At 47.5% G+C, this 23,720-nt stretch carries 17 protein-coding genes; 13 read left to right on the top strand and 4 right to left on the bottom strand.

Translation table 11 applies throughout. From position 1 onward, the window contains the following. The first annotated feature begins 48 nt into the window (after positions 1 to 48). From PAEAM_RS11905 to PAEAM_RS11885, 5 genes are all read left to right on the top strand, one after another. A complete protein-coding gene (locus PAEAM_RS11905; RefSeq protein ID WP_100527687.1) occupies positions 49 to 2,370 on the top strand; it encodes a beta-L-arabinofuranosidase domain-containing protein in 2,322 nt (773 codons plus the stop codon). A gap of 82 nt (positions 2,371 to 2,452) precedes the next feature. Further along, positions 2,453 to 3,019 carry a Uma2 family endonuclease gene (locus tag PAEAM_RS11900; RefSeq protein WP_100527686.1) on the top strand — a complete coding sequence of 189 codons (567 nt, stop codon included), beginning with the start codon at positions 2,453 to 2,455 and terminating at the stop codon, positions 3,017 to 3,019. 677 nt (positions 3,020 to 3,696) lie between these two features. Further along, positions 3,697 to 4,428: a hypothetical protein gene (locus PAEAM_RS11895; RefSeq protein ID WP_100527732.1), complete on the top strand. Its 732-nt coding sequence runs from the start codon at positions 3,697 to 3,699 to the stop codon at positions 4,426 to 4,428. A gap of 12 nt (positions 4,429 to 4,440) precedes the next feature. Beyond that, positions 4,441 to 6,129: a vWA domain-containing protein gene (locus tag PAEAM_RS11890; RefSeq protein WP_100527685.1), complete on the top strand. Its 1,689-nt coding sequence runs from the start codon at positions 4,441 to 4,443 to the stop codon at positions 6,127 to 6,129. A gap of 19 nt (positions 6,130 to 6,148) precedes the next feature. After that, positions 6,149 to 7,288: a toxic anion resistance protein gene (locus PAEAM_RS11885; RefSeq protein WP_017690481.1), complete on the top strand. Its 1,140-nt coding sequence runs from the start codon at positions 6,149 to 6,151 to the stop codon at positions 7,286 to 7,288. 123 nt (positions 7,289 to 7,411) lie between these two features. On the opposite strand, the gene PAEAM_RS11880 is transcribed toward PAEAM_RS11885, so the two are convergent. Further along, the gene (locus PAEAM_RS11880; RefSeq protein WP_165789895.1) at positions 7,412 to 7,927 is read right to left on the bottom strand and encodes a hypothetical protein; all 516 of its coding nucleotides are present in this window, start codon (positions 7,925 to 7,927) and stop codon (positions 7,412 to 7,414) included. 185 nt (positions 7,928 to 8,112) lie between these two features. Then, on the bottom strand, positions 8,113 to 8,700 hold the full coding sequence (locus PAEAM_RS11875) for a TetR/AcrR family transcriptional regulator (RefSeq protein WP_100527684.1): 588 nt from the start codon (positions 8,698 to 8,700) through the stop codon (positions 8,113 to 8,115). A gap of 192 nt (positions 8,701 to 8,892) precedes the next feature. On the opposite strand from PAEAM_RS11875, the gene PAEAM_RS11870 reads away from it, so the two are divergent. After that, positions 8,893 to 9,651, top strand: coding sequence for an SDR family oxidoreductase (locus PAEAM_RS11870; protein WP_036672609.1), 759 nt, complete (start codon positions 8,893 to 8,895; stop codon positions 9,649 to 9,651). A gap of 164 nt (positions 9,652 to 9,815) precedes the next feature. On the opposite strand, the gene PAEAM_RS11865 is transcribed toward PAEAM_RS11870, so the two are convergent. Continuing rightward, complete coding sequence (locus PAEAM_RS11865) at positions 9,816 to 10,850, bottom strand: LacI family DNA-binding transcriptional regulator (RefSeq protein WP_036672606.1); 1,035 nt, start codon at positions 10,848 to 10,850, stop codon at positions 9,816 to 9,818. Between the two features lie 446 nt (positions 10,851 to 11,296). Here PAEAM_RS11865 and PAEAM_RS11860 point away from each other — a divergent pair, with 446 nt between their 5' ends. The 4 genes from PAEAM_RS11860 (at position 11,297) to PAEAM_RS11845 (ending at position 16,455) form a co-directional block, all read left to right on the top strand. After that, complete coding sequence (locus PAEAM_RS11860) at positions 11,297 to 12,583, top strand: sugar ABC transporter substrate-binding protein (RefSeq protein ID WP_076253451.1); 1,287 nt, start codon at positions 11,297 to 11,299, stop codon at positions 12,581 to 12,583. A 248-nt stretch (positions 12,584 to 12,831) separates the two neighbouring features. Beyond that, positions 12,832 to 14,187: a sugar ABC transporter permease gene (locus PAEAM_RS11855; RefSeq protein ID WP_047841752.1), complete on the top strand. Its 1,356-nt coding sequence runs from the start codon at positions 12,832 to 12,834 to the stop codon at positions 14,185 to 14,187. Continuing rightward, entirely contained in the window at positions 14,184 to 15,020 is an 837-nt protein-coding gene (locus tag PAEAM_RS11850) for a sugar ABC transporter permease (RefSeq protein ID WP_017690474.1), read from the top strand. The genes PAEAM_RS11855 and PAEAM_RS11850 overlap by 4 nt, the downstream gene beginning before the upstream one ends. A gap of 148 nt (positions 15,021 to 15,168) precedes the next feature. Further along, the gene (locus tag PAEAM_RS11845) at positions 15,169 to 16,455 is read left to right on the top strand and encodes an MFS transporter (RefSeq protein WP_100527683.1); all 1,287 of its coding nucleotides are present in this window, start codon (positions 15,169 to 15,171) and stop codon (positions 16,453 to 16,455) included. 326 nt (positions 16,456 to 16,781) lie between these two features. Here the strand turns inward: PAEAM_RS11845 and PAEAM_RS11840 are convergent, their stop codons facing one another. Then, positions 16,782 to 18,929 (bottom strand): alpha-amylase family glycosyl hydrolase, encoded by a 2,148-nt coding sequence (locus PAEAM_RS11840; RefSeq protein ID WP_165789900.1) that lies wholly within the window; start codon positions 18,927 to 18,929, stop codon positions 16,782 to 16,784. Between the two features lie 456 nt (positions 18,930 to 19,385). On the opposite strand from PAEAM_RS11840, the gene PAEAM_RS11835 reads away from it, so the two are divergent. Genes PAEAM_RS11835 through PAEAM_RS11825 form a run of 3 tightly spaced genes read left to right on the top strand, consistent with a single transcriptional unit; the run spans position 19,386 to position 23,553 of the window. Beyond that, positions 19,386 to 20,765, top strand: coding sequence for an alpha/beta hydrolase-fold protein (locus PAEAM_RS11835; protein WP_100527681.1), 1,380 nt, complete (start codon positions 19,386 to 19,388; stop codon positions 20,763 to 20,765). After that, the gene (locus PAEAM_RS11830) at positions 20,762 to 22,180 is read left to right on the top strand and encodes a cysteine peptidase family C39 domain-containing protein (protein ID WP_100527680.1); all 1,419 of its coding nucleotides are present in this window, start codon (positions 20,762 to 20,764) and stop codon (positions 22,178 to 22,180) included. Before PAEAM_RS11835 ends, PAEAM_RS11830 begins: the two co-directional genes overlap by 4 nt. Then, the gene (locus PAEAM_RS11825; protein WP_100527679.1) at positions 22,174 to 23,553 is read left to right on the top strand and encodes an ANL family adenylate-forming protein; all 1,380 of its coding nucleotides are present in this window, start codon (positions 22,174 to 22,176) and stop codon (positions 23,551 to 23,553) included. Before PAEAM_RS11830 ends, PAEAM_RS11825 begins: the two co-directional genes overlap by 7 nt. Positions 23,554 to 23,720 lie beyond the last annotated feature (167 nt).

The following is a 23,720-nucleotide window of genomic DNA, read 5'->3' as shown; positions in this document are numbered from 1 at the left end:
CTCAAGAATCAATGGATATCTATTACATCCCGAGAAGGAGTGAGTGTCATGATTGATACGAAAAAAGGATTTCTGGGACCGGAACATGTAGATCTGTTAAATGGTGTGTTCCAAACATCACAAGAGGTGGGGGAGCGTTACCTGTTATCGCTGGATATTGATCGATTCCTGGCTCCGTGCTTCGAAGCGCATGGTTTACCTGCCCGAAAAGAGCGCTACGCGGGTTGGGAGGCACGTACCATCAGCGGACATTCCCTCGGACATTATCTGTCTGCCTTGGCTGTGACGTATCAGGCAACCGGGAATATCACGTTAAAAGAAAGACTGGATTATGCGGTCACCGAACTGGCGAGAATCCAGCAGACCACGGGGAGCGGGTATATCGGTGGTTTGTCCGAAGAACCTTTCCACATGGCTTTTCGAGCAGAGAATATCGGTGGATTCAATATCGGTGAATACTGGGTTCCCTGGTACAGTGTGCACAAAATCTATCGCGGCCTGATTGACGCGTATAAACTGACTGGCAACGGACAGGCACTTGAGGTGGTTACTCGATTTGCAGACTGGGCGGTCGAAGGTTTGCTCCCGATGACAGAAGAACAGATGCAGACGATGCTTCAAAGTGAACACGGGGGCATGAATGAAGTATTTGCACATTTGTATGGGATTACCGGCAAAGCCTTATATCTTGAGATCGCTAACAAGTTCACCCATCAATTGATCCTGAGACCCTTGGAGCACAAACAGGACGATCTTCAAGGCAAACACGCCAATACTCAGATTCCCAAAGTGATCGGTGCAGCCGAAATCTACAACCAGGACCATACTCATGAGAGTTATCGGACAACGGCAGAGTTTTTCTGGAACACCACGGTGCATCATCGTTCATACGTATTTGGTGCGACGAGCATTTCGGAGCATTACGAAGCAAAGGGTATGGAGAGTCTTGGCATCAAAACGGGAGAGAGCTGTTGTACCCACAACATGTTACATCTAACGAAGCAACTCTTCGCCTGGAATCACGATAGCGCCTACATGGACTATTATGAAAACGCCATCTATAATCACATCCTCGGCACGCAGGACCCCGATACGGGGAACAAAACGTATTTTGCATCAACGCTGCAAGGCCACTACAAAATCTATGGTACTCACGATACCGCTTGGTGGTGCTGCACAGGATCAGGCATGGAGAACCCGGGCAAATATGCCGAGGCGATTTATTTTGAGGATGAACAGGACCTGTACGTCAATCTGTATATCGCTTCCCAACTGGATTGGGCGTCACAGGGATTATCCCTGAAGCTTGAAACCGACTTTCCTTATTCGGAAAAGGTAACCCTGACGATCACCGGAGGCAACGCCTCGGCTCATCTAAGATTACGTGTGCCCTCATGGCTGCAAGAGCCAATGACGGCAACAGTTAACGGGGATACGGAACATCCGTATACACGGATGGAACCCGGTTATCTTTCCATCGACCGCACATGGACAACGGGCGATGTCATCACCATCACACTGCCGATGTCACTCCGCCAGTACACTGCCCGGGATGATTCCCACAAAGTGGCATTCCTGTACGGCCCAATAGTACTCGCTGGTGCACTAGGAAACGAGGGCCTTCCCGAGGATACGATCGTGGACGAAACAGCGCTGAATCCCAAGACTGCACCTGTACCTGTGATCTGGACGGAGCAGGAGGATGTACGAGAGTGGATCAAGGTTGTGGATGCAGATACGTTAACATTTGAACTTAGCAAGAAGGTCACTTCCACTGGCGAAGCTGTGAAGCTGATTCCGTTCTATGATGTGCATCACGAATTTTATACTGTGTACTGGCCGTTTAACGATGAAGGGGACGCCCTGGAGAAAGAGTTGAACGATATTACGATCGACAGGGTTCAGGCGGATGGTCAGCAGGATGAGATCGGACATCAACTGGATAGTAATTGCCGTGGTGAGCACCACAACGGTTCAACCACAGATGGCCGTAAGAAGTTGCATATGTGGCGAGAGGCTTTTGGCGTCAGTGGGGCTTACTTCAGTTATCAACTGGCGGTGGATCGTGAAGCAACCAATTATCTATGTGTGGCCTATTGGGGCGGAGATCATTCCGCGTTTAAACGGGAAGGTACGTTATATGACAGACAATTCGCCATTACCGTGGATGGAACACTCATTGGTGAGCAGCGAATTCACATGAATAAAATTGGCGACGTGTTCTATGTGACCTACGATATTCCTGAGGCGGTTACATCAGGTAAAGAAAGCGTTACGGTAATGTTCCAGGCGAAAGGCGACAATGGATGTGCCGGGAAAGTTGTAGAGGTGCGCACCACGCGAAGCAAACCGGAATCCATCTTTTCGTAATAAGAGGTATGGTGTGAAAAGGCGCAAACACAATGTAATAATGAAAATAAATTACGGTTAATCGGAAGAGGAGGTTGGAAGTGTGGCAAAACCCGATAATAAAGGTACTTATAACTTTCAGGACTGGTTAACTTGGGAGGGGGCATGGGAATTAATTAACGGCAAAGCTTTTAATATGTCGCCAGTACCTACTTCATCGCACCAGTTTATTGTGGGTGAGCTGCACTTCTCTTTACGGACTTTTTTTCAGAATCGGAAATGTTTTGTGTTTGTTGCCCCTTTTGATGTGTATTTTAGCGAAAATGAACAATATGACCTACCAGATCAAGTTGTACAGCCTGATTTATCGGTAGTGTGCTCCAAAGACCAGATATCCAAAAGTGGCTGTCACGGTGCGCCTTCTTTAATTATTGAGGTGTTATCACCTTCGACTGCGTTAAAGGATTTTAACGAAAAATTTAACTTGTATCAGAAATATGGTGTGAACGAATACTGGATTGTTGACCCCGGTAATCAAACCGTCCATGTGTACACGCTGGAGGATGGCAGCTACCAGACCCGTCATCAGTATACAGAGCAGGAAACGATTCAATCGGTTATATATCCCGAACTGGTAATCCCGATGGATTCGCTGTTCAAGTTCAGGTAGTGCGAAGCGTCAATCTGTCTGCTACAGACGAAGCAATAAGGCGGCCATTTTTTTATTCTAACGAACCGTACACGTCTTATATGGGCAATATTGATGTGGTGGAAAATGTAACGAATCTCAGCGATGCTATTTCATTCGAAATAAGCGATAAACAACGTCTTTTCGCCTAAAACGGGAACATAACGTGTCTCAGGTTCGTTACATTTTCAGAAGAGCTGGAATGTACCTAATAACGTCACCTCAGTTCGTTAGATGTAGAACACGGCATCAAAATTTTAATAAGAACACGAAAAATAATGAACCAACGTAAAAGGGGCGAAATCGGATGATCTCCGATTCGTCCTTTTTGCTTTGCTCCTTTTTCAGACAAGTCTTATATAAAAAATGACACGCATAGCTATTTTCCACGTATTACCTGATAACATTTCATCTCCACAATCTGCTGTCTCGTAAAACTCGCTTTTTATGGATTGACCACAAAATTTCCTGCCAAGTTCCACGTTGTCCCTGAAAATATGAAATGGGATAAGCCCAAACCACGTATATTATGAGTATCCAAATATCCAATCATATCCACCTGAGAGCGTTAACATCATGTACAATAAGAATAAGTTGAACAGGAAAATTACGACATGAAGCACCAATATATAACATGAAAGGAGGTCGGATGATTGAACATGATCAAGTACATAAAATTGTTGGGATTAATCCTCGGTATTGTGGCTGTGAATGTTCTCGCATTCTCACCCGGCTTTATCGGGCTGAATTTCGAGGAGGGTGCATTCACAACTGCGCTATCCGTTACCCTTCTGTTCGGTAGTGCAATGGCACTCCTATATGGGAGTTATGCCCTGCTGTTCAGACAACCGGTAGTGCTGCCCGTGAAGCATATTGAAACGCATGAAGATTATGTGGAAGCACTATCTTTTTATAGACGCATCAAAGTCCTCGAAGAAGATATTACGCTGGGGCTGTCCCAACTTAGTCGAATGAAAAAGAAAAAAGAAACCCTCCTGAATGTGCTTCATCAACGCTTTGATCCAGGGGAACTGAGCTACAAGAAATTCGCTTCGGTCACATTGGAAGTGGAGAAGCTGTTGTACCTGAACATCCGCAGTGTGCTGAACCGGTTGAATGTATTCGATGAAGCCGACTATGCCAACATGATGAAATCCAAGTCCTCCACACTTCCCCAGAAGCTTTTTCAGGAAAAAACCAAGGTATACAACGATTATCTGTCTTATGTGAAGAATTCGCTTCACACCAATGAGGAAATTTTGCTCAAGCTCGATCAGTTGTTATTGGAGATTTCACGCCTCGACAGCTTCGAAGCCGGAGATATTGAACAGATGCCTTGTATGCAGGAGATTGATCAGTTAATCAAGCACACCAAATTATACAGACAGTGAGGGGTTGCGAGTATGGCCAAGAAGGGAAAGTTTTTTTTCATATCGATTGTAATGCTGGTGCTCGTATTTGGTCTAGTCTATGCAGGGATTACACTGACGTCGAACTTTGGCAAGTCGACTACACAGGTGAGCACAGAGAATGCAGGTAAGGAACTGGGAAAACTGTACGCGGACATTGCGCCAGCGACGGCGGAACCGGTCAAAGGACAGATTGATCTCGACCCGGTCGATGTGGCAGAATCACTGCCGGATATCTCCAAATTTGCAATTGCCGTAGAGAATACAACAAATGATTACGTCGAAATCTTCTCTTCCCCAGAGAAGTCGGGCAGCGGGGTAGACGGCTGGTTAACCGAAGTAGGCGAGGAGTTCAACAAAGCGAATATCACCGTTGGCGGGAAACAAGTATCGGTCAAAATCCGCAACATTGCCTCCGGTACGGCCACCGATTATATCAAGTCTGGTAAGTATATGCCGGATGCATTCACACCTTCCAATGAACTGTGGGGCGAGATGGTTGAGGCCAGCGGGGTGAAGACAGAGATGGTATCCGAGCGACTGGTCGGGAATGTTCCGGGTATTGTCATTTCCAAAGCCAAATATGATGCACTGGTTGATACGTACGGCTCCGTTAATGTAAAAACCGTGACAGAAGCCATTGCCAACAATGAACTCGCGATGGGATATACCGATCCATTTGCCAGCTCCACAGGACTGAATTTCCTGGTGACTGCACTGAATACGTATGACAGCGCCAACCCGCTTGGCGAGAAGGCTATTGAAGGGTTCGAAAAATTCCAGACGAATGTACCGTTTACAGCGTCAACAACGATTCAGATGCGGGAAGCTGCCAAGTCAGGCAGACTGGATGCCTTTGTACTCGAATACCAGACGTATGTGAATACCGCTGATCTGAAGAGCGGATACGTCTTTACACCATTTGGTGTGAGACATGATAGCCCGTTGTATGCATTGGGACAATTGCCGCAGAACAAACAGGAAATCATCCAGAAGTTTGCGGAATTCGTAACACAGGCGAAGTATCAACAATCGGCGGAGGAGTTCGGTTTCAACGGGTTACAGGATTACAAATCCGAACTGGCTACCGTGGATGGCGGCACGTTACTGTCCGCGCAGAAAGTCTGGAAAGAGAAGAAGAATGGCAGTAAACCTATTGCCGCCGTGTTCGTGACAGACGTATCCGGAAGCATGGACGGCGAACCGCTTAACCGACTGAAGGAGTCCCTACGCAAAGGTCAGAAGTACCTGGGCACTGAGAATAGTATTGGCCTGGTTTCTTACTCCAGCGGGGTAACCGTGAATCTGCCGATTGCCAAGTATGATACGAACCAGCAGTCCATGTTTGTCGGTACAGTTGATAGTCTGCAAGCTGGCGGTGGTACGGCGACCTTTGACGGGATCGTGGTGGCGATGAAGATGCTGGAAGATTATATGGCTGCTGATCCAAACGTGAAGCCGTTGATCTTTGTCCTGAGTGATGGCGAGACCAACGAAGGTCATACCCTGAAGGATATTCGTGATCTGGTTGAAACGTACAAAGTGCCAATCTATACGATTGGGTACAACGCGGACATCAAGGCTTTGGAGAGCATCTCCAGCATTAACGAAGCCGCAAGCATCAATGCCGATACCGACGATGTCGTGTACAAGATTGGTAACCTGTTTAACGTACAGATGTAATCTAAAGGGGGAACTGTAGATGTCATTTTCAATGGAAATACCGAGCCAGAAGGAAATTCAGAAGGTGATCGAAGAAGAGGTGAAACCCGTGCCCGCCGAGGTCGCGGAGCTTCAACAAGTGGCAAATGCCAACGTAGAGATGATCATGACACTGGATCTCGAATCCCTGGAGAAGCGCAAAGAGATTTTGCAATCCATTGACGGCTTTGGCATGAACACGATGAGATCCTCTTCTGAGAAAAACGCCTTGCTTCAAGTCTCCGTTGGACATCTGTCCAAGACGGGAGACGAGGGCGGTCAGGTCGCCAAAGGTTTGACCGAGCTGCATATGCAACTGAAGGATCTCGACCCGAGCGTGGTCGACTTTGCCAAGACCGGTTTCCTCGGGAAATTGTTCAATCCGCTTCGCGCCTATTTCCTGAAATACCAGAAGGCTGACGCAGTCATCGCTGACATCGTAACCTCTTTGGATAAGGGCAGATCCACCCTGCGTAACGATAATACAACGCTGGAGATCGAACAACAGAACCTGCGAGAACTCACAAAGCGATTGCAAAAGGAAATCCAGCTTGGCGTGCTCATGGATGAGTCCATCGACGCGCAGATTGAAGCCGCCAAGGTCCGCAATGAGGACCCCGAGAAAGTCCGGTTTATTACGGAAGAAGTGTTGTTCCCACTCCGTCAGCGGGTGATGGATCTGCAGCAGATGTTAGTCGTGAACCAGCAGGGTATCATGGCGATTGAAGTGGTGATTCGCAACAATAAGGAACTGATCCGAGGCGTAGACCGTGCGAAGAATGTAACGATCTCGGCATTGAAAATTGCCGTTACAGTAGCAAGTGCTTTGTATAATCAGAAGATTGTATTGCAGAAAATTGAGTTGCTGAACCAGACAACCAACGATCTGATCGCCGGAACATCCAAGATGCTCAAGGATCAGGGAATTGCCATTCAGAAGCAGGCGTATGAAGCCAGCATCTCCGTGGATACGATGAAACAGGCGTTCACCGATGTGCTGTCGGCGCTCGATTCGATTAGTCTTTATAAGCAGGAAGCTCTGCCAAGAATGCGTGAGACGATTAACCAGTTCCGTGAACTTGCGGATACCGGCGAGCAACAGATTCAGCGGTTGGAGAAAGGGCAAAAGCTGGGGCTGTGATAAGGAGAGAGAGAAATAAATACCTATTTGATTGTCCTCTTTATTTATAATTAGAAAAAGAAGCGACCGTTCCTCATTAAACATGAGGAACGGTCGCTTTTTGGGCTTCTATGAAGATAGGTACTAACTGTCATACCCCAAGCTTCTTGCATAGGCGTATAACTGTTGTTCGCATTGATCCATTAGAACACTAGCGGTGTTTACTTTGGCATTACCTTGTTTTAGTAACGTGTAATTCACTTTGTTCTTGGATACTGCCTTTTGGTACAACAGGTATCCTTCGAGCTGAGTGTAACTTGCCTTAACAAATGTAGCGTGGATTTTCTTGATTTGCGGGTTGGTAGGCTTGATTTGTTTTGCCTTGGATACCAATTTTGTATAATTGGGGATCACCGTATTCGTAAGTTTAAGATACATGGACTTGCGATTGGTTGAAGTTACCTGGGTGTCGATGCTTTCCAAAGCTGTGAAGGCTTTGGCCTCATAAGTTTCGAGAGCAAATAACTGATTAGTGTACTCTTTAAATTCTGCATAACTCTGATCTAAATCTGAATATGTAGAGGTTGCTACTTTGGCTGCATCAGCAGAAGTAGCTGGAGAGAGAAGCACTCCGCCAAGCAAAACAAAACTGGTAATCAATGATATAATCCACGACTTCTTCAAATGTAATGTCATCCTCCTTTTGTTTGTATTCCATTGGATAACCTAACATATCATTACCAGAAATTACAGGAATACATTTACATAATTTTGGTGGGAAGCTTTCTTGAAATTAATCTCAATCACCCTAATAAAGGGAAGTAAGATGATTCAAAATTTCAGTTTTATAACACGACATTGTCAGGCTTGTAATGGATGATCTTGAACAACTCTTCAGCCATGTAGGCGGGGCTATGCTTGAAATCTTGTCTGATCCACTCCATAATCATGCCAAATATCGCATGAGATTGGTAGCTTGCCAATATTTCATGGTTGATGTGCGGAGGGAAGATGTGGTTCAGATCCTGTAAAGCCAGATCCCGAAGAACATCACAGATCATACGCTGGAAGTTGGAGGAGGCCTCAGATTTCACAACCAATGTGTAGAATTGTGCGTGCTGGTGTACATGCTCAAATATAGTGATCGCCGAAGAGGGCATCAGATTGACTTGGAACTCTTCCTCATCCTGATAGGGTTTACGGAAAGAAGTTACCAGATCCTGAATCACATCATCGATAATTTCGTTGAACAGGTCTTCTTTGTACTGATAATGCCTGTAGAAAGTTCCCCGATTCAGGTCGGCTCGCTGCACAATATCCGTAATCGAAATTTCTTTAAAGGGATGTTTTTGCATCAAATGGATGAGTGCATCCTTCAGTGCAGCTTTTGATTTCTTGATTCTTCGGTCCATTGAATTCAGAGTTTCAGACATCTATTTACCTCCTCGCGAGTTCACTTTATTAGTTAAAGTACATTCAGGCTTAGTAGTGTTGTTTAACGTACAATTGGACAAGCTTTTACTGATTGAAGTGAAACGCTATGACTTATTATACTAAGGATAAGAGTTAATGAACATTTGTTTGTTAACTTATTGTAAACGAATACACAAAGGAGGATACATGGAATGAAACTTCAAGATAAAGTTGCAGTTGTTACAGGTGCTGGTTCAGGTATGGGGAAAGCAATTGCCACGTTGTATGCTCAAGAAGGCGCGAAAGTCGTTGTATCGGATATTAACGAAGAATCGGCACAAGCGGTAGTGAATGATATTAAGGCACAGGGCGGAGAAGCGATTGTCGTTCTGGCTAATGTAGCCAAAGAAGAAGATGTGCAAAATCTGATCGATACGACGGTGAGCACATACGGTACAGTAGATATTCTAATTAACAATGCGGGCATTATGGATGGCATGGAGCCTGCAGCTGATATAACGGATGAGAAGTGGGAGAGATTGTTTGCTGTGAACACAACCAGTGTGATGCGGACAACACGTAAAGTATTGCCGATTTTCCTGGAAAAACAAAAAGGTGTCATCGTGAACATTGCTTCGGCAGGTGGATTGCACGGTGGACGTGCGGGAGCAGCTTATACGGCGTCCAAACATGCGGTCGTGGGCTTCACCAAAAATACAGGGTATATGTATGCTGAGCAAGGCATTCGCTGTAATGCGATCGCTCCAGGCGCTGTGGCAACCAATATCAGCACATCCATGACCGGTATTAGTCATTTCGGTGCAGGGCGGCAACAGCTTGGGATGGCAATCAACCCACGCATCGGGACAAGCGAAGAGATTGCCAAAGTGGCTTTGTTCCTTGGATCTGACGAGTCCAGCTTCGTGAACGGAACTGTCGTTACAGCAGATGCTGGCTGGAGCTCTTATTAATCCATTCAAGTGCAGACAAGCATGGAGTACGGAAATAGTGTGTGAATTAAGGAAGCCGCATGAGTATATGCGGCTTCTTTTTTTGCACCTATGCACGGTGGATAACAGCATCATATTCCGTGTAGGACAAACGTTTGCATTACTACACGGAAACCCGAAATGAATCAATCTGAGGGTGGCCTTGGTTTGGAAAAGAGTGAGGATTCACGCACGATCAGACGATGGGGGATAATGACCGGATTATGAAGCTGTGGTTCCCCACTAAGAATTTTTAACAATACCTGAACGGCTGTATAACCAAGCTGATAAGTCCCGATGTCGATAGAGCTTAGGGGTGGAGAAGCCAGTTCCGATAATGCAATATTGTTAAAACTGACCACACTGATATCTTCAGGCACCAGATAATGAAGCTCGGCAAGAGCTCTCAATACCCCAAAGGCCACGTTGTCATCGATGACAACAATTGCGGTGGGTCTGTCCGGCAAGGACATGAACAGCGACATCGCTCTGAATCCACTTTCCTGCAGAAATTCGCCTTCCACAATCCAATCACTATCCGCATCCAGCCCGGCTTGGGCAAGCGCTTTTTGGTATCCTAACATACGATCATGCGATAACGTAATGTCCGGAGGACCGCTGACAAATCCGATTCGAGTATGTCCCTGAGCGATTAGATGATGAGTCGCATCATAAGCGGTCTGCACATTATCGTTATCCACCATGGGGGCATTTGGATGAGCTTCACTGCGACCGATTAACACAAAAGGAAACTTTTCCGCTTCCAAAAATGAAATGATGGGATCGTCTCGCTTGGACCCAAGCAGCAAAATACCATCAACTCTACGGCCATGCACAAGGCGGGATATCGCATGCAATTCATTGTCTGATGATGTTTCGGTTGTTAGCAGCAATTCATAATTCATACGGGTGGCATGTGTAATAATACCTCGGAGCAGTTCCCCGAAAAAGTAATTTTGAAACAACTCTTCTGCAGGACGCGGAAGCATAATCCCAAGGGTATGTGTTGTTTTGGAAACCAGGCTTTTCGCGATGATGTTGGGATGGTAGTTCAATTCTTTCATAATTTGCTTCACTTTGAGAGACGTTTTGGTGCTGATTCTAGGATGGTTGGAAATCACCCGTGACACTGTAGAAGGGGAAACACCCGCCAATTTGGCAATATCCTTGATCGTAATCATGTAAAAAAATCCCTTCTGAACAATCGTATAAATATTCTCCTATGGTAATCCAAAGGATACGAGAAATCAATTGCTAACTGCCGAGTAAGGGATGCACGTGAAGTGAAATTAAGGAAGAAAGAGTCAGAACAAGGAAACAGGAAATTACTGTAGGTAGAAGAAGGAAATTGGTTAAAATTGAGCAAATATGGCTTGTGCAAACGTTTGTGCAAATAAAGATCGTTATTGTATGATGTGATTGTTATTGTAGCGCTTACATCAGTGGATTTACATACTTCTTGACTTGTTTACCCCTACATATTGAACGGAGAGGTCATCTTGTCTCCCATTTGAGCAAACGTTTGTACAAAATGGAATATGGGATGCAAAACCTGACAACATACGCAGACAAAAGGGTGAAAAGCGCGAACTTTGTTGGACCAAGCAGAGGGAAGGGGACATTTTACATGAGAAAATGGCAAGGGGCAACATTGTCCGTCATGATGGCTTTTACACTGGCTGCGTGCGGGGCTGGAGGCGGAAGTCCATCTCCAACTACGGCAGGTGAGAATCCGGAGGAAGTTGTAGAGCTGACAGCCGAGAACCTTCAGCCTGAAGAAGGTGCAACGCTGGTGATCTGGGAGGATAAAAATCAAAGCAGCTTTATTGAACAAAGAGCCAAAAAATTCGAAGAAAAATATGGGGTAACGGTCAAAATGGAGGAGTTACCTCCAACCGATCAGGTAACCAAGCTGACGACGGATGGCCCAGCGGGTCTGGCGGCAGATGTCGTTGTTTTCCCACATGATAAGATTGGTAGCGCTTCAGAGGCGGGACTTATTCTGCCCAATGACATATTTGAAGCAGAGACCGTAGGGAACACCAGCGACAACGCGCTGAAGGCAGTGACGTTCAAGGATATCCTGTACGGCTATCCGTACAGCGTGGAGACCTACGCCCTTTTCTATAACAAGGCACTCTATCCAGAAGCTCCGAAAAACTTTGATGAGATTATCAGTTTCGCTAAGACGTTCAATAATGTGAAGTCCAATCAGTATGCGCTGATGTGGGAATTGCAGCAATTTTACTATAACTATGCGTTCCTGGCTTCACAGGGCGGTTATATTTTTGGAGACAACGGGATGGATAGCACGGATCTCGGTCTGAATAACGAAGGAGCCCAGAAGGGTGGACAGTTCTTGCAGACGCTGAAATCGGAAGTGCTGCCGCTCAAGATGGGTGATGTGAACTATGATATTAAAAAAGGATTATTCTCCAGCGGCAAGCTGGCTATGGACATTAACGGTCCATGGACCATTGCCGATTATCGCAATGCAGGTATTGATTTTGGCGTTGCTCCGCTTCCGGCAATCGATGGTAAACCGATGACCTCCTTCTCAGGTGTTAAAGCCTATTATGTGAATGCATTTACACAATACCCGAATGCGTCGAAGCTCTTGGCAGCGTTCCTTTCCAATGAAGAAGCTCAGATGGAGAACTTTGACCTGAACGGTACACTTCCTGCGAACAAAAACGTAGCTGCTGATCCGAAGCTACAAGAGGACCCAATCAACAAGGCGTTCCTGGAACAGTTCAATAACTCAACTCCAATGCCTTCGCTTCCTGCCATGGACAGCGTATGGGGACCAATCACTTCGGCCATTACGGATATCTGGGATACCGATAAGGACGTGAAGGCATCGCTGGACAATGCCGTGAAACAGATCCAGGAAAGCCTTGCAACCGTCCAATAAGGACGAACGATGAGTGCAAAGAAATGCATAAGAACTGTATAAATTGAACTTCATATTTACACAAAAACTTAGAGGACAGAAGAAAGCTGAAGAAGTGAAGCTAAAAGCTTTCTGAAAGAAAGCTACTTCGGAAGCATAGGCTCGCCTTTATCACTGATCGGAAGCTTATTCTGTCATCGGAGTGGTCAGTGTAAGTACACTTTTGTTCAATGTATACAGGTTAGCAATAGGCGGGGAGGAGAGAGCGAATGCAACAGCAGCATGTCCCGGTGCCTGTTGGACCGAACAGGGAAAGACAGCACCGGATGACAGCGGCCATATGTTCCATCATACTGCAAGGTCTTGGACAGCTGTACAATCGACAATGGATTAAGGGAATTTGTCTACTATTACTGGAGGGAGCAGGGCTTGCGTACCTGCTTCCTCGCCTGTCACAGGCTGTATGGGGCATATGGACACTGGGGGAAAATACACAGCGTTTTGTCAAAGTGAATGGGTCCACCGTACTTCAAAGGGGAGACCATTCCATCTTTTTGCTGCTTGATGGCATTATCGTACTGCTGGTGTTTTTTGTGTTTATCCTGATCTACATTCTGAATATTCGGGATGCGTATGTCACGGGACTTGCGAGGGAGGAAGGCAAGCAGACCCTGGGCGCAGCGGCTTCGCTTCGGAACATGATGGACAAAAACTTTCCGTATCTGTTCCTGTCCATCCCGGCATTGGGTATTCTTTTCTTCACCGTTATGCCCATCCTGTTTACGATCACGATCGCGTTTACCAACTATTCGGCCCCGGACCATATTCCGCCAGCCAAACTCGTGGACTGGGTGGGCTTCAAGACGTTCAGTGATCTGATTCAGCTCAAATCCTGGAGCCAGACATTTTACGGCGTGCTCACTTGGACGGTCATCTGGGCCATCCTGGCTACAGTCACCACCTATTTTGGTGGCGTACTTGTAGCACTGTTGATTGAACAGCGGGGCATACGCTTCAAAAAGCTGTGGCGGACCATTTTTATTCTGCCTTATGCCATCCCGCAGATCATCTCCTTGCTGCTCATGCGTAATTTGTTCAATGGTCAGTTTGGTCCAATCAATACGTACATGAGAGCATTTGGGCTGGAGGGATTACCCTGGCTGACAGATCCGTTCTGGGCCAAGGTTACCGTCATTGTTGTCAACATGTGGATCGGTATTCCGGTCAGTATGGTGCTGATTCTGGGTGTATTAACAGCCATCCCTCGTGACCTCTATGAGGCTGCCGAAGTGGACGGAGCATCTGCGTTTCAGAAGTTCAGGATCATTACGATGCCGTTCATTCTTTTTGCCACAACTCCGGTACTCATCATGCAGTTCGCCGGAAACTTCAACAACTTCAATGTCATCTTCCTGCTGACCAACGGAAATCCACTGCGGGGAGACTACCAGTACGCAGGGGCAACGGACCTGCTGGTGACCTGGCTCTACAAGCTCACACTCGACAATAATAAGTTCAACATGGCTTCAGCGGTAGGGATCATCATCTTCCTTATAATCGCTTCATTCTCTATCTGGAACTTCCGCCGCTCCAAATCATTCAAGGAGGAGGACATGATTCAATGAAGACACGTAATAATCCGCTGCGTTTGGCCCTGAGTTATGTGCTGTTGCTGATCATCGCCGTTGTCTCCATCTACCCGGTGCTCTGGATCTTTCTCTCTTCTCTGAGACCTGGCGCGGCATTGTTCAGTGAACGGTTGTGGCCGGAAGCTTTCACGTTGACCCATTACGGTGAGCTGTTCAATAACCCGTCCTTTATGTACGGCAGATGGTATATGAATACGCTGAAAATTGCCTTTTTCACGATGATCTTCTCCACGCTGATGGTGACACTTGGGATGTATGCCTTGTCCCGCTTCCGCTTCCGTGGACGTAAAACGATTCTCTCCACCATGCTGATCCTCGGCATGTTCCCAAGCTTTATGAGCATGATTGCAATCTATATCATTTTGCTGCAAATTAAATTGCTCGACACCCACGCTGCGCTTATCCTGGTCTATTCATCAGGAGCGGTACTGGGCGGATTTATCGTCAAAGGTTTCTTTGACACCATCCCGCGCAGCCTGGACGAAGCGGCGCGTATGGATGGTGCGAGTCACCTGCGGGTATTCACCAGCATCATCCTGCCGTTATCCAAGCCGATGCTGACTTATGTGGCACTAACCAGTTTCACCGGTGCGTGGATGGATTTTATCTTCGCCCGGCTGGTGCTGCGGACGAAAGAGAACTGGACGCTTGCGGTGGGCATGTGGGATCTGGTCAACCGTTATCAGGACAGTAACTTTACGATGTTTGCTGCGGGGGCGGTACTGATCGCCATTCCAATTACACTGCTGTTTGTTTTCCTGCAGCGATTCCTTGTTCAGGGTCTGACAGCAGGAGCTTCCAAAGGGTAATACTGTGCCATAACAGCATAGTCAGCCGCGATCCCTGCGGCACGCTAACCAGGCACTTCCGTGATGTCATGTCTTTGTCGACTGGCACTGCTACGGAAGTGCCTGATTCTGTATGGGCTCGAATCATGATTAGGGAGGAACGTGATGTATGGGCATGAACCCGTCCAGTGAGCCCGAGATTATGGGATACCAAGATGGACAAGCTGCATTGTATAATACTAAAGCTCCGCCAACACTTTGGCGTAATGTTACCTTTCGAAGGATTTTGTACGGCTACGGCATCTCGGTCTTCGGGGATTGCTTCAATGGGATTGCGATCAGTCTGTGGGTGTTACAGACCACAGGCAGTGCGAAGAGCATGGCGGCCGTACAGATCTGCAATATGGCCGTCAGTTTTTTATTTGGATCGGTGGCAGGTACGGTCGCAGATCGATTGGATCGCAGGAAGCTGATGTTGGCGTCTGATGTATTTCGCGGTGTGATGGCTGTGCTGATTGCGATTAGCTTATTCGGTTCGCATGCGCCGTTCCCGGTGGTGCTGTTGTTGCTCTCACTGTCCATGTTTTCAAGTTTGTTTCAGGCACCTGCATTCCACCCCTCTGAAGCAAGTATGGTAGGCAGGGAGCATATTCAACAAGCAACCGGAACCATTCATATGGTGGATAATCTTGCCCGAATCAGCGGACTAGCCGCGGCGGGAGTAGCTGTTGCTGCATTTGGAGGATTTGTCGCCATATTAATTACAGGGGCAACTTTCCTGTTGTCCGCAGTCTGTGTGCTGATGGCGGGTCGCTTTCCTGAGGTACAGCGATCCGGTAGTCAGCAGACCACGTTTGCTCAGGAATGGCGTAGTTCGTTTGCCTACATCTATCGGAATCCTTTGATCCGATCCATCGTATTGCTCAATCCGTTGCTGATATTATTTTTCATGTCAGCCATGATGCTGGTTCAAGTGATGGCGGTCAAGGTATGGGAGGCTAATCCGGTGCAGTTTGGATTAATTGAGACCTGTATTCCACTCGGATATATGATTGGCTCTGCATTGTTGATTGCTTCGGGAAAACGATTGAAGCGAAGAGGGAGATGGGTATTTATCGGTCTGATTGTATTAGGGCCGCTTTATATTTTTTTGGCGAATGTATCCTCCCCAATTATGGCGTTACCGTTCATCGTGGGCGGAGGTGCGATGTTCGCCTGCTGCACAATGCTCACCCAAATTATGCTGAGGACGGCGGTTCCGGACGAGCTGCAAGGAAGGGTCTATGGTGTGGTTGGAACAATCACCAGTACAGCGCCTATTCTGGGATTGACGGTTGTCTCCGTATTGGCTGATCAGTGGGGGGCAGCTTCTGTGCTGCAAGGCGTGGGCATATTACTGCTGGCGACAGGTATTCTGGCCGCTACAACGTTGAAGTCGATCCGAACCTATCATTAGAAATGTGAGATATAGATCCATTCTATATTAGTTGAACTATAAACATTTACACGATAACGGAGTAGTCAGATACAATCCGGAAAAGCGAAGCGTTCGCCTAAAAGATTTCTAAAAGAAAGCTACATTGGAAGCATACGCTAGCTCCAGATTTTCCCTATATAGAAGGGAATTAAAACAACTGGGGGTAACAGCGATGGGAGATGGATCTGACCGTGTAGTGGTCAAGTGTAGAGTCATTTGTTCAATTTATATAGCATAATCCAATAGCAAAACCCGGAGCATACGCTCGTTAGCGTAACTCCGGGTTAGCTTATAGACGGATTATCTTATTGCCAGTTTACATTTACAGTCGCTGTACCGCTGGTTGGTGTGGTGAACGTGTGGTTGGAACCACCTTCCCACGTGATGGTCGCTCCATTTTTCTTGAAGAATTTGAACTCCAGTTGTTTCCCGGCTGGCACACTCACATCATAGTACCAAGTTGGGTAGGCATGGATAACTTGATTGAAAGCAGGGCCAATAGCTGTTGTGCCCGTACTCCAGTTGCCCAGTTCTGCCACGTTACCTGTCAGATAGATGTTCTGACCCAGTGTGGTGGAAGCATTGTTAATGACAAATCGTACAGTGACCTGATCACCCGTAAGGATGGTGAAGTTGTTATACGCATTGCTGTTAACACCGTTCGCAGCTACTTTCACAGCATAATTGCCTGCGGCAACCGCTGGGATCGTTACTTTGATCTGCGTATCTTCCCAGGATGTGATCGCAGCCCCGGTAACAGATGTTGTACCGAAGTATACGGTACCTTTGGTGGAGCCGAATCCACGTCCGCTAATGGTAACGACATTACCCGGTTTGCCCATCACCGGACCCACATGCCCGATCGTTGGTGTAGTTTCGCTCGTTGTATACTGCCAGACCGCGGTTGCTCCGGCTGCCAATGTGAAGGAAGAGACGTTGCCATTGGTGGAAGTGATGTTATTACCGTTCAGTGCACCGCCCAGTACATCGGTGTAGTTGCCTGTTGGCAGTGAAGTGCTTAGATTCGCAATGCTTGCTGGTGTGGAGAGATTACGGTTCACCGCAACAACAGCTACACTTTTGCCAAATTTGCGTTCATAAACGTACACATCATTATTGATCCAGCGTTGCTGAGTGGAGCCATAGGCGATTGCTGGATTGGATTTGCGCAAAGGGGCCAGCTTGCTGATCACGTTGAAAGCAGTGGTTGTTTTGGAGAAGGAAGGCATTTTGGCCCGATTATCAGGGTCTCCGTTACCCGTCAGATACTGCTCGGTACCATAATAGATGGCAGGTACGCCGCGGGAAGTCAGCGTGAAGGCCAGCGCTTGTTCCAGACGACGGTTGTTCACGGCACTTGTTTTGAACCGATCCATATCATGGTTGTCGATGAACGTGACCTGGTCATTCACCTGATTGTAATCTGCCGCTGTGCCTGTAATCATCGAATCCAGAGCATACATGTTGGATGTGTTATCCCTGAAGACGTCACGCACGGCAGAGTTAAAGCGGAAATCAAGCAGGCTCATCCCGGATTCGTTGGCAAATTCCGTGTTATCCGCATCAGATGCAGCAGATCCCAGGAACCATTCACCGAAAGTGAATACAGGTTTATGTGCATAGATGGAGGACATCCAGCTCTTTTGCCAGCCGAGAGGCATATGTTTCACCGCATCAACGCGAATGCCATCCACGCCCATATCAAGCCATAGCTTGATTGCGTCTTTGAAATATTGATCAATGGTACTGTTATTGTGATTCAGGTCAGCGAGGTCATAGAGGTTCTTGTAGATACCATTCTCTAGGGAGGAAAAATCGGAGCCGCCGTTGTGATGGAAATATCCATTTGTATCGTTCGTGTATCCGCCAAGAAGATTACCATTATCGTACAACTTGCCATTCTCTGCAAAGGACGTATCGGTTTCCATGGCAGGAGACGTATGGTTCGGTGCAAAGTCAATTACGATCTTGATGCCTTTGGCATGAGCGGTTGTAATCAGATTTTGAAAATCAGCCATCGTTCCGAAATACGGATTGGTCTTCTTGAAATCACGTGCCCAGTAGCCATGATACGCTGTGTTGATTACGCCGCCGTAGTTGATCGTGGCAAAGATATTTTCGACCGGTTGGGAGATCCACAATGCCGTAACGCCCAGATCGCTAAAATAGTTATCGTTGATTTTGTTGATCAAACCCTGCCAGTCGCCTCCGCAATACAACTTCAGGTTACTACAAGTAGCATCGTAGGCAGCTCCGGTAGGATTGTTGGAAGGATTTCCGTCCAGGAAGCGGTCCGTAAAGATCTGATAGATGACGTCTGTACTAAAGTTCTGCTTGTTGGTAACCGCGGTATCCGCATCGGCATAGATCGCTGAAGCAGGCAGATAGGGAAGTGCGCCCCCTGCAAGTAAACTGAGTGCCAGTGTTGTGCTGAGGAGTACACGTTTGGCCATTTGAAACATAGTAATCCACCCTTCTCGTGAATGTAGTAGTTTAGATAAACAACCAACCCGGCTCTTGAATAATAGCGCTTTCAATACAGCGAAGTGTTACGCAGTGGATTGAAGACTTCCCTCCTTTTGACACGCCAACAACCCCGGCATCTCCTTCGGGAGTTACCGGGGTTGTCCTAAACCGCTCAGGTTTAAAAGCATGGCCCTCGAGTTATGATCACAACGTTATCGTAAGAAATATTGGATCTTATGTCAATAACTTTTTTGGGAGCATTTATTTTCTATTTTTATGTTTACAAAAGCACGTCCGGGGATTTAAACTATTCGCAGATTCACAATATAAGGGCTATGTATCCCGGGACACTTACGTGTTTTCTAGGACAACCCCGTCTCTTCTGAGGCGGGGTTATTTGTATTATGCAGTCGAATTGGGAGAAGAGAGGCGGTTGATGATCGTTGAGTACCCATTCTGTCATCGAATGTTTGGAAGGCATTCAGGCGTCGCGGCTGGGCAATATCCGCAACATTTATGTGTACCTCCCGCCCGGTTACCATGGGCAGGCAGCTCGGCATTATCCGGTTCTGTACGTTCATGCGGGGCAGCGGGCTTTTGGTCCATCCGGGCCAGGCAATGAAACATGGAATATGGACCAGACAGCAGACGGTCTTATTTCCTCGGGGCAGATTGAATCACTGATTATTGTCGGCATTACGCATGTCCGTCCAGTCACGCACAACGAATTCTATCACTTCGTCGCTCCGGAGAGAGAGGCCGTGAGTGTGGGGTGTTCAGGCATCGCCTATGAGCATTTCATCATTCATGAGCTCAAGCCAATCATTGATCATCGTTATCGGACGCTGCCGGACAAGCAGAATACCGGGCTGTTGGGTTCATCTGCCGCAGCACTTTGTACATTGCACATGGGGATGCGAAATCCGGAGGTTTTTGGAAAACTGATCATGATGTCGCCATTCTATGTAGATGTGCAGCTGGACGAAACATCGGAGAGCGGACTGTTGGAAGAAAACATGTATCGCTTGCCAGAAGAGGTACCCGACGTTCGAATGTGGATGGATATTGGAGATATGGAAGGATTGTTTCTGCCTTCTCAGGTCAGAAGGGTAGCTCATCAATTACTTGAACGCGGAGTAGGATCGTGTGAGGAATTGGCATTTCTGGAACAGCAGGGTGCCTGCCATCAGGAAGGTGACTGGGGAGCACGCGTTCACCTCCCGTTACTGTACATGTTCGGCCACGTGGGTAAGCCCTCCTCGCTCGAACTGCTTGGAAGGGATGTCATCGGACTACAGGGTGGAATGACCGTGTGTATCAATACACAAATGCACTACGAGAGTGGGTTGGTTCAGAGTCTGCTGCATGGGAATTATACTTCGAGTGACCCGAATGTGCTTCAGGTTCATGCGAGTGGAGAGTTGGTTCCTGTCGGTATTGGAAGTGCATCCATCACGCTGACTGTGGGGGAACTGTCTGCTACACGCATCTATACCGTCGTTCCTGAATTGTCAACTCACGTAGAGGTCTGCATTCGTGCAGAGGTAGCTCCCGACGAAGACTCGGAGGAAACGATATATGGTGGGATGGGTATGAAGCTTGTCCGTTCTGGTAAAGGTCGATATGAAGGTAGTTACCGAGTCCCGCGTGATAGTGGGTTCTCCTTCCGGTTTACACGTGGTTTCCGCCGTTTCGAGACCGATGTGGATGGCAAACCTATTGCCAATCGGGTATTTCGAGCGACAGATGATATGTCTGTGCATTACCTAATCCAATCCTGGGGCAGTACGTCAGCCAAAACGGGAACAGGAGGCCCAAAATGATCATTCCTTCATTCGCTCCAGTGCTGGACATTCCTTATTATTATCCCTGCAATTTTCCTCTGATTCATGAAGTGCTCCATCGACAAGGATCCATCACAAGTCTTGCACTGCTGGCGGCAAGTCGGTTGTACAGCCTTCCTTCGTGCGGGGATAACGGACTGGTGAAGCCTTATTTTCACAAACTGGATTATGTAGAGCCGATCTGGGAGATATATGGTCAGCGACAGCTGGACAGCTTCGAAGAAGGCAAGACGCAGATCAGGCAGTATATTGGCGAAGGTGGGCTTTTTTTGGCTACAGGAACCAGTTATCACCTGCCTTACTGTGAGGATTATCAGAATCCCGAGTACATTCGCAAACATGTGAAGCAGGGCTCCCGACTACATCTGGTAGACCATTGGATTGCCGTATATGGTTTGGATGATGAGCATGTTCACGTCTACGATCCCGTGCCCTCCAAGTATAAGGGGAGGGTTACTCAAAGGGGCTTTCATGACTTCTGGAAAGGTAACCAAAGCATACCTGAGCTTGCGCAGGCCAAGCGCAAAGAAGAACTCCGAACGTATGGAACCATGGACATTCGGGCGACTGTGAAGCTGGACTCTGACGGTTACCGAGACATGTTGATCCAGGCGTTAACAACGCAGATTGAAGAATTTCTGACAGGCCGGACGATTACACAAGGAGAGCGGAATTTTCATTTTGGACATGCGGTGTCTCTGCGACTCTTAGATGCACTGCGTGGGGCGAATGAAGGGGATCCGCCCAATGAAATGTTAATATCGGGTCTGCTGTTTGATATGCGATGGAGTCGATATTTTCTTCGAGATCTTCTTCAGGAGTCTGCCTTATGGCTAGGTTCTCCACTTGATCAATATGCGAGAGAATTCAGCGACATTATTGTACGTTGGGAGAAGGCCTACAATATGCTTCAGGTCAGTCGGATAAAGCAGCGTGAGCAGTGGAAAGTACAGTTAACAAGTGTAATTAAAATGTTGGTCACCGATGAATGGCAATGGTATGAGTCACTTCGACAGTCCATACCTCAGGCAGATTGCTTCCCACGTCAGGCCGTGTTGATGATTGGACAAGAACACAGGGAGGATTTGCTCCGTATCGTATTGGATAGTTGCCGGGAGTTAAACGCGTACCATAATACAACGATTCCACTTGGTGAGGGTGGTAACGCTCCACTGTACGGACGAAGTGGGCAACTGGATTCGCTGGAACTCGTGTCATTGCTTGCAATGGTAGAGCAGGGAATCGAAGATCGATGGGGAACGGGGATGGGAGCCGCACTGGCGGAGATGGCTGCTGCTTCCATGCCGGAAAGCCCATATCAGACCGTGGATTCACTTGTTGATTATCTCGCACAGCAATGGGCGCCTGACGGTAAGGAGGATGCAAGATGTTGAACCAATTCTTGCTTGAACGATTCGCGGAACAGGGACAGCAACCTGCGCTGATCTGGAAAGATCAGGAGTACAGCTATCGGTGGCTGCTGGAACAGGTTGGCATCATGAGTAAGTGGATTACAGCAGAAAAGCTGACTGGGCAACTTGTAACGCTGGAGGAAGATTATTCTCCCTATGCAGCGGCAGCATTGGTTGCTTTGCTCGGACAAGGGTGTGTCGTGCTCCCCATGGATCGGAACCTGGTTGAAGCCAAACGAGAGGAATATATCCAGCTGGCACAGGTGAAGTGGCGTTTGGGCGTTGAAGAAGGCAAGTTGTGCATTCGGCAAACGTGTGAATTATCTGGAGAGGTTCCTGTGTTGTTATCCTCGCTGGCACAAGAAGGCGTAGGCGGACTTGTACTCTTTTCATCCGGATCAACCGGAGTGAGTAAAGCGACTGTGCATCGTGCAGATCGGCTGTTACATGGTTTTCGGCGGCAGGTTCGGCCTTTGCGAACGATTCCTTTTATGATGTTTGATCATATCGGCGGTGTGAATACAATGCTGCAATCCCTGTCCAGTGGGGGCTGTCTCTGTATCATTGCAGATCGATCTCCCGAAGAAGTGTGCCGAACGATTGAGAAGTTTCGTGTGCAGGCTCTTCCGGTCTCTCCAACATTTATGAATCTGTTGCTGCTGGGTAGAAATGATGAGGGGTATGATCTGTCGAGTCTCGAGGTTGTGTCATACGGATCGGAAGTGATGCCTGAATCCGTACTGGCAGCCTGGAACCGGAGATTTCCACAACTAAGGACGATACAAGCCTATGGCATGTCTGAACTTGGCATTCTGCCAACCCGCTCCAAAGAGCCAGGCTCGCTGCTGTTTTCCATTCAAGATAAAGGGGTCAAGTACCGGGTGGTGGAAGGAGAATTGCAGATCCATACCGAAACTGCGATGATCGGATATTTGAATGCACCTTCACCTTTTACAGAGGACGGGTGGCTACGTACTGGGGATGAAGTTGTGCTGGAGCAGGGTTACATTCGTATTCTGGGACGTCGTTCCGAGATCATTAACGTAGGGGGACGGAAAGTGTATCCTGCCGAGGTCGAGGGTGTTCTGGAAGAGATGGAATGTATTGAAGCGGCCGTAGTTTCGGGAGAACAGAGTGGTATCACGGGTCAGAGGGTGAAGGTGACTATCCGGCTGGCTACAGAATGTACTCTCACCGATCTGCGGCGATCCATCTGGGAATATTGTCAGGACAAGCTGCCTTCATACAAGATTCCGCAGAAAATTGTAATTACACAGGGAGCGCTCGTAAGTTCAAGAATGAAGAAAATACGAAAACCAATGACTTCGACACCCTTCGCCTCGGCTGGGAAATAGGTCGCTGCTTCGAAGAGTTTCACCTTGCTTGAATCGGTATCGCTAGCTATGATGAACGTAACCGCAAAAAATAGCCCTCCATATTGCTGCACATCGTAGGTTAAAATGGACAGTAAGAAGACCACCATTTCAGAGCTACACAGCAAAGGAGAGCTATCCCTATGAAG

It is taken from the genome of Paenibacillus sp. GM1FR, assembly GCF_002803315.1.
GTDB classification, from domain to species: Bacteria; Bacillota; Bacilli; order Paenibacillales; family Paenibacillaceae; genus Paenibacillus; species Paenibacillus amylolyticus.
This window is presented reverse-complemented; position numbering and strand designations above follow the sequence as displayed.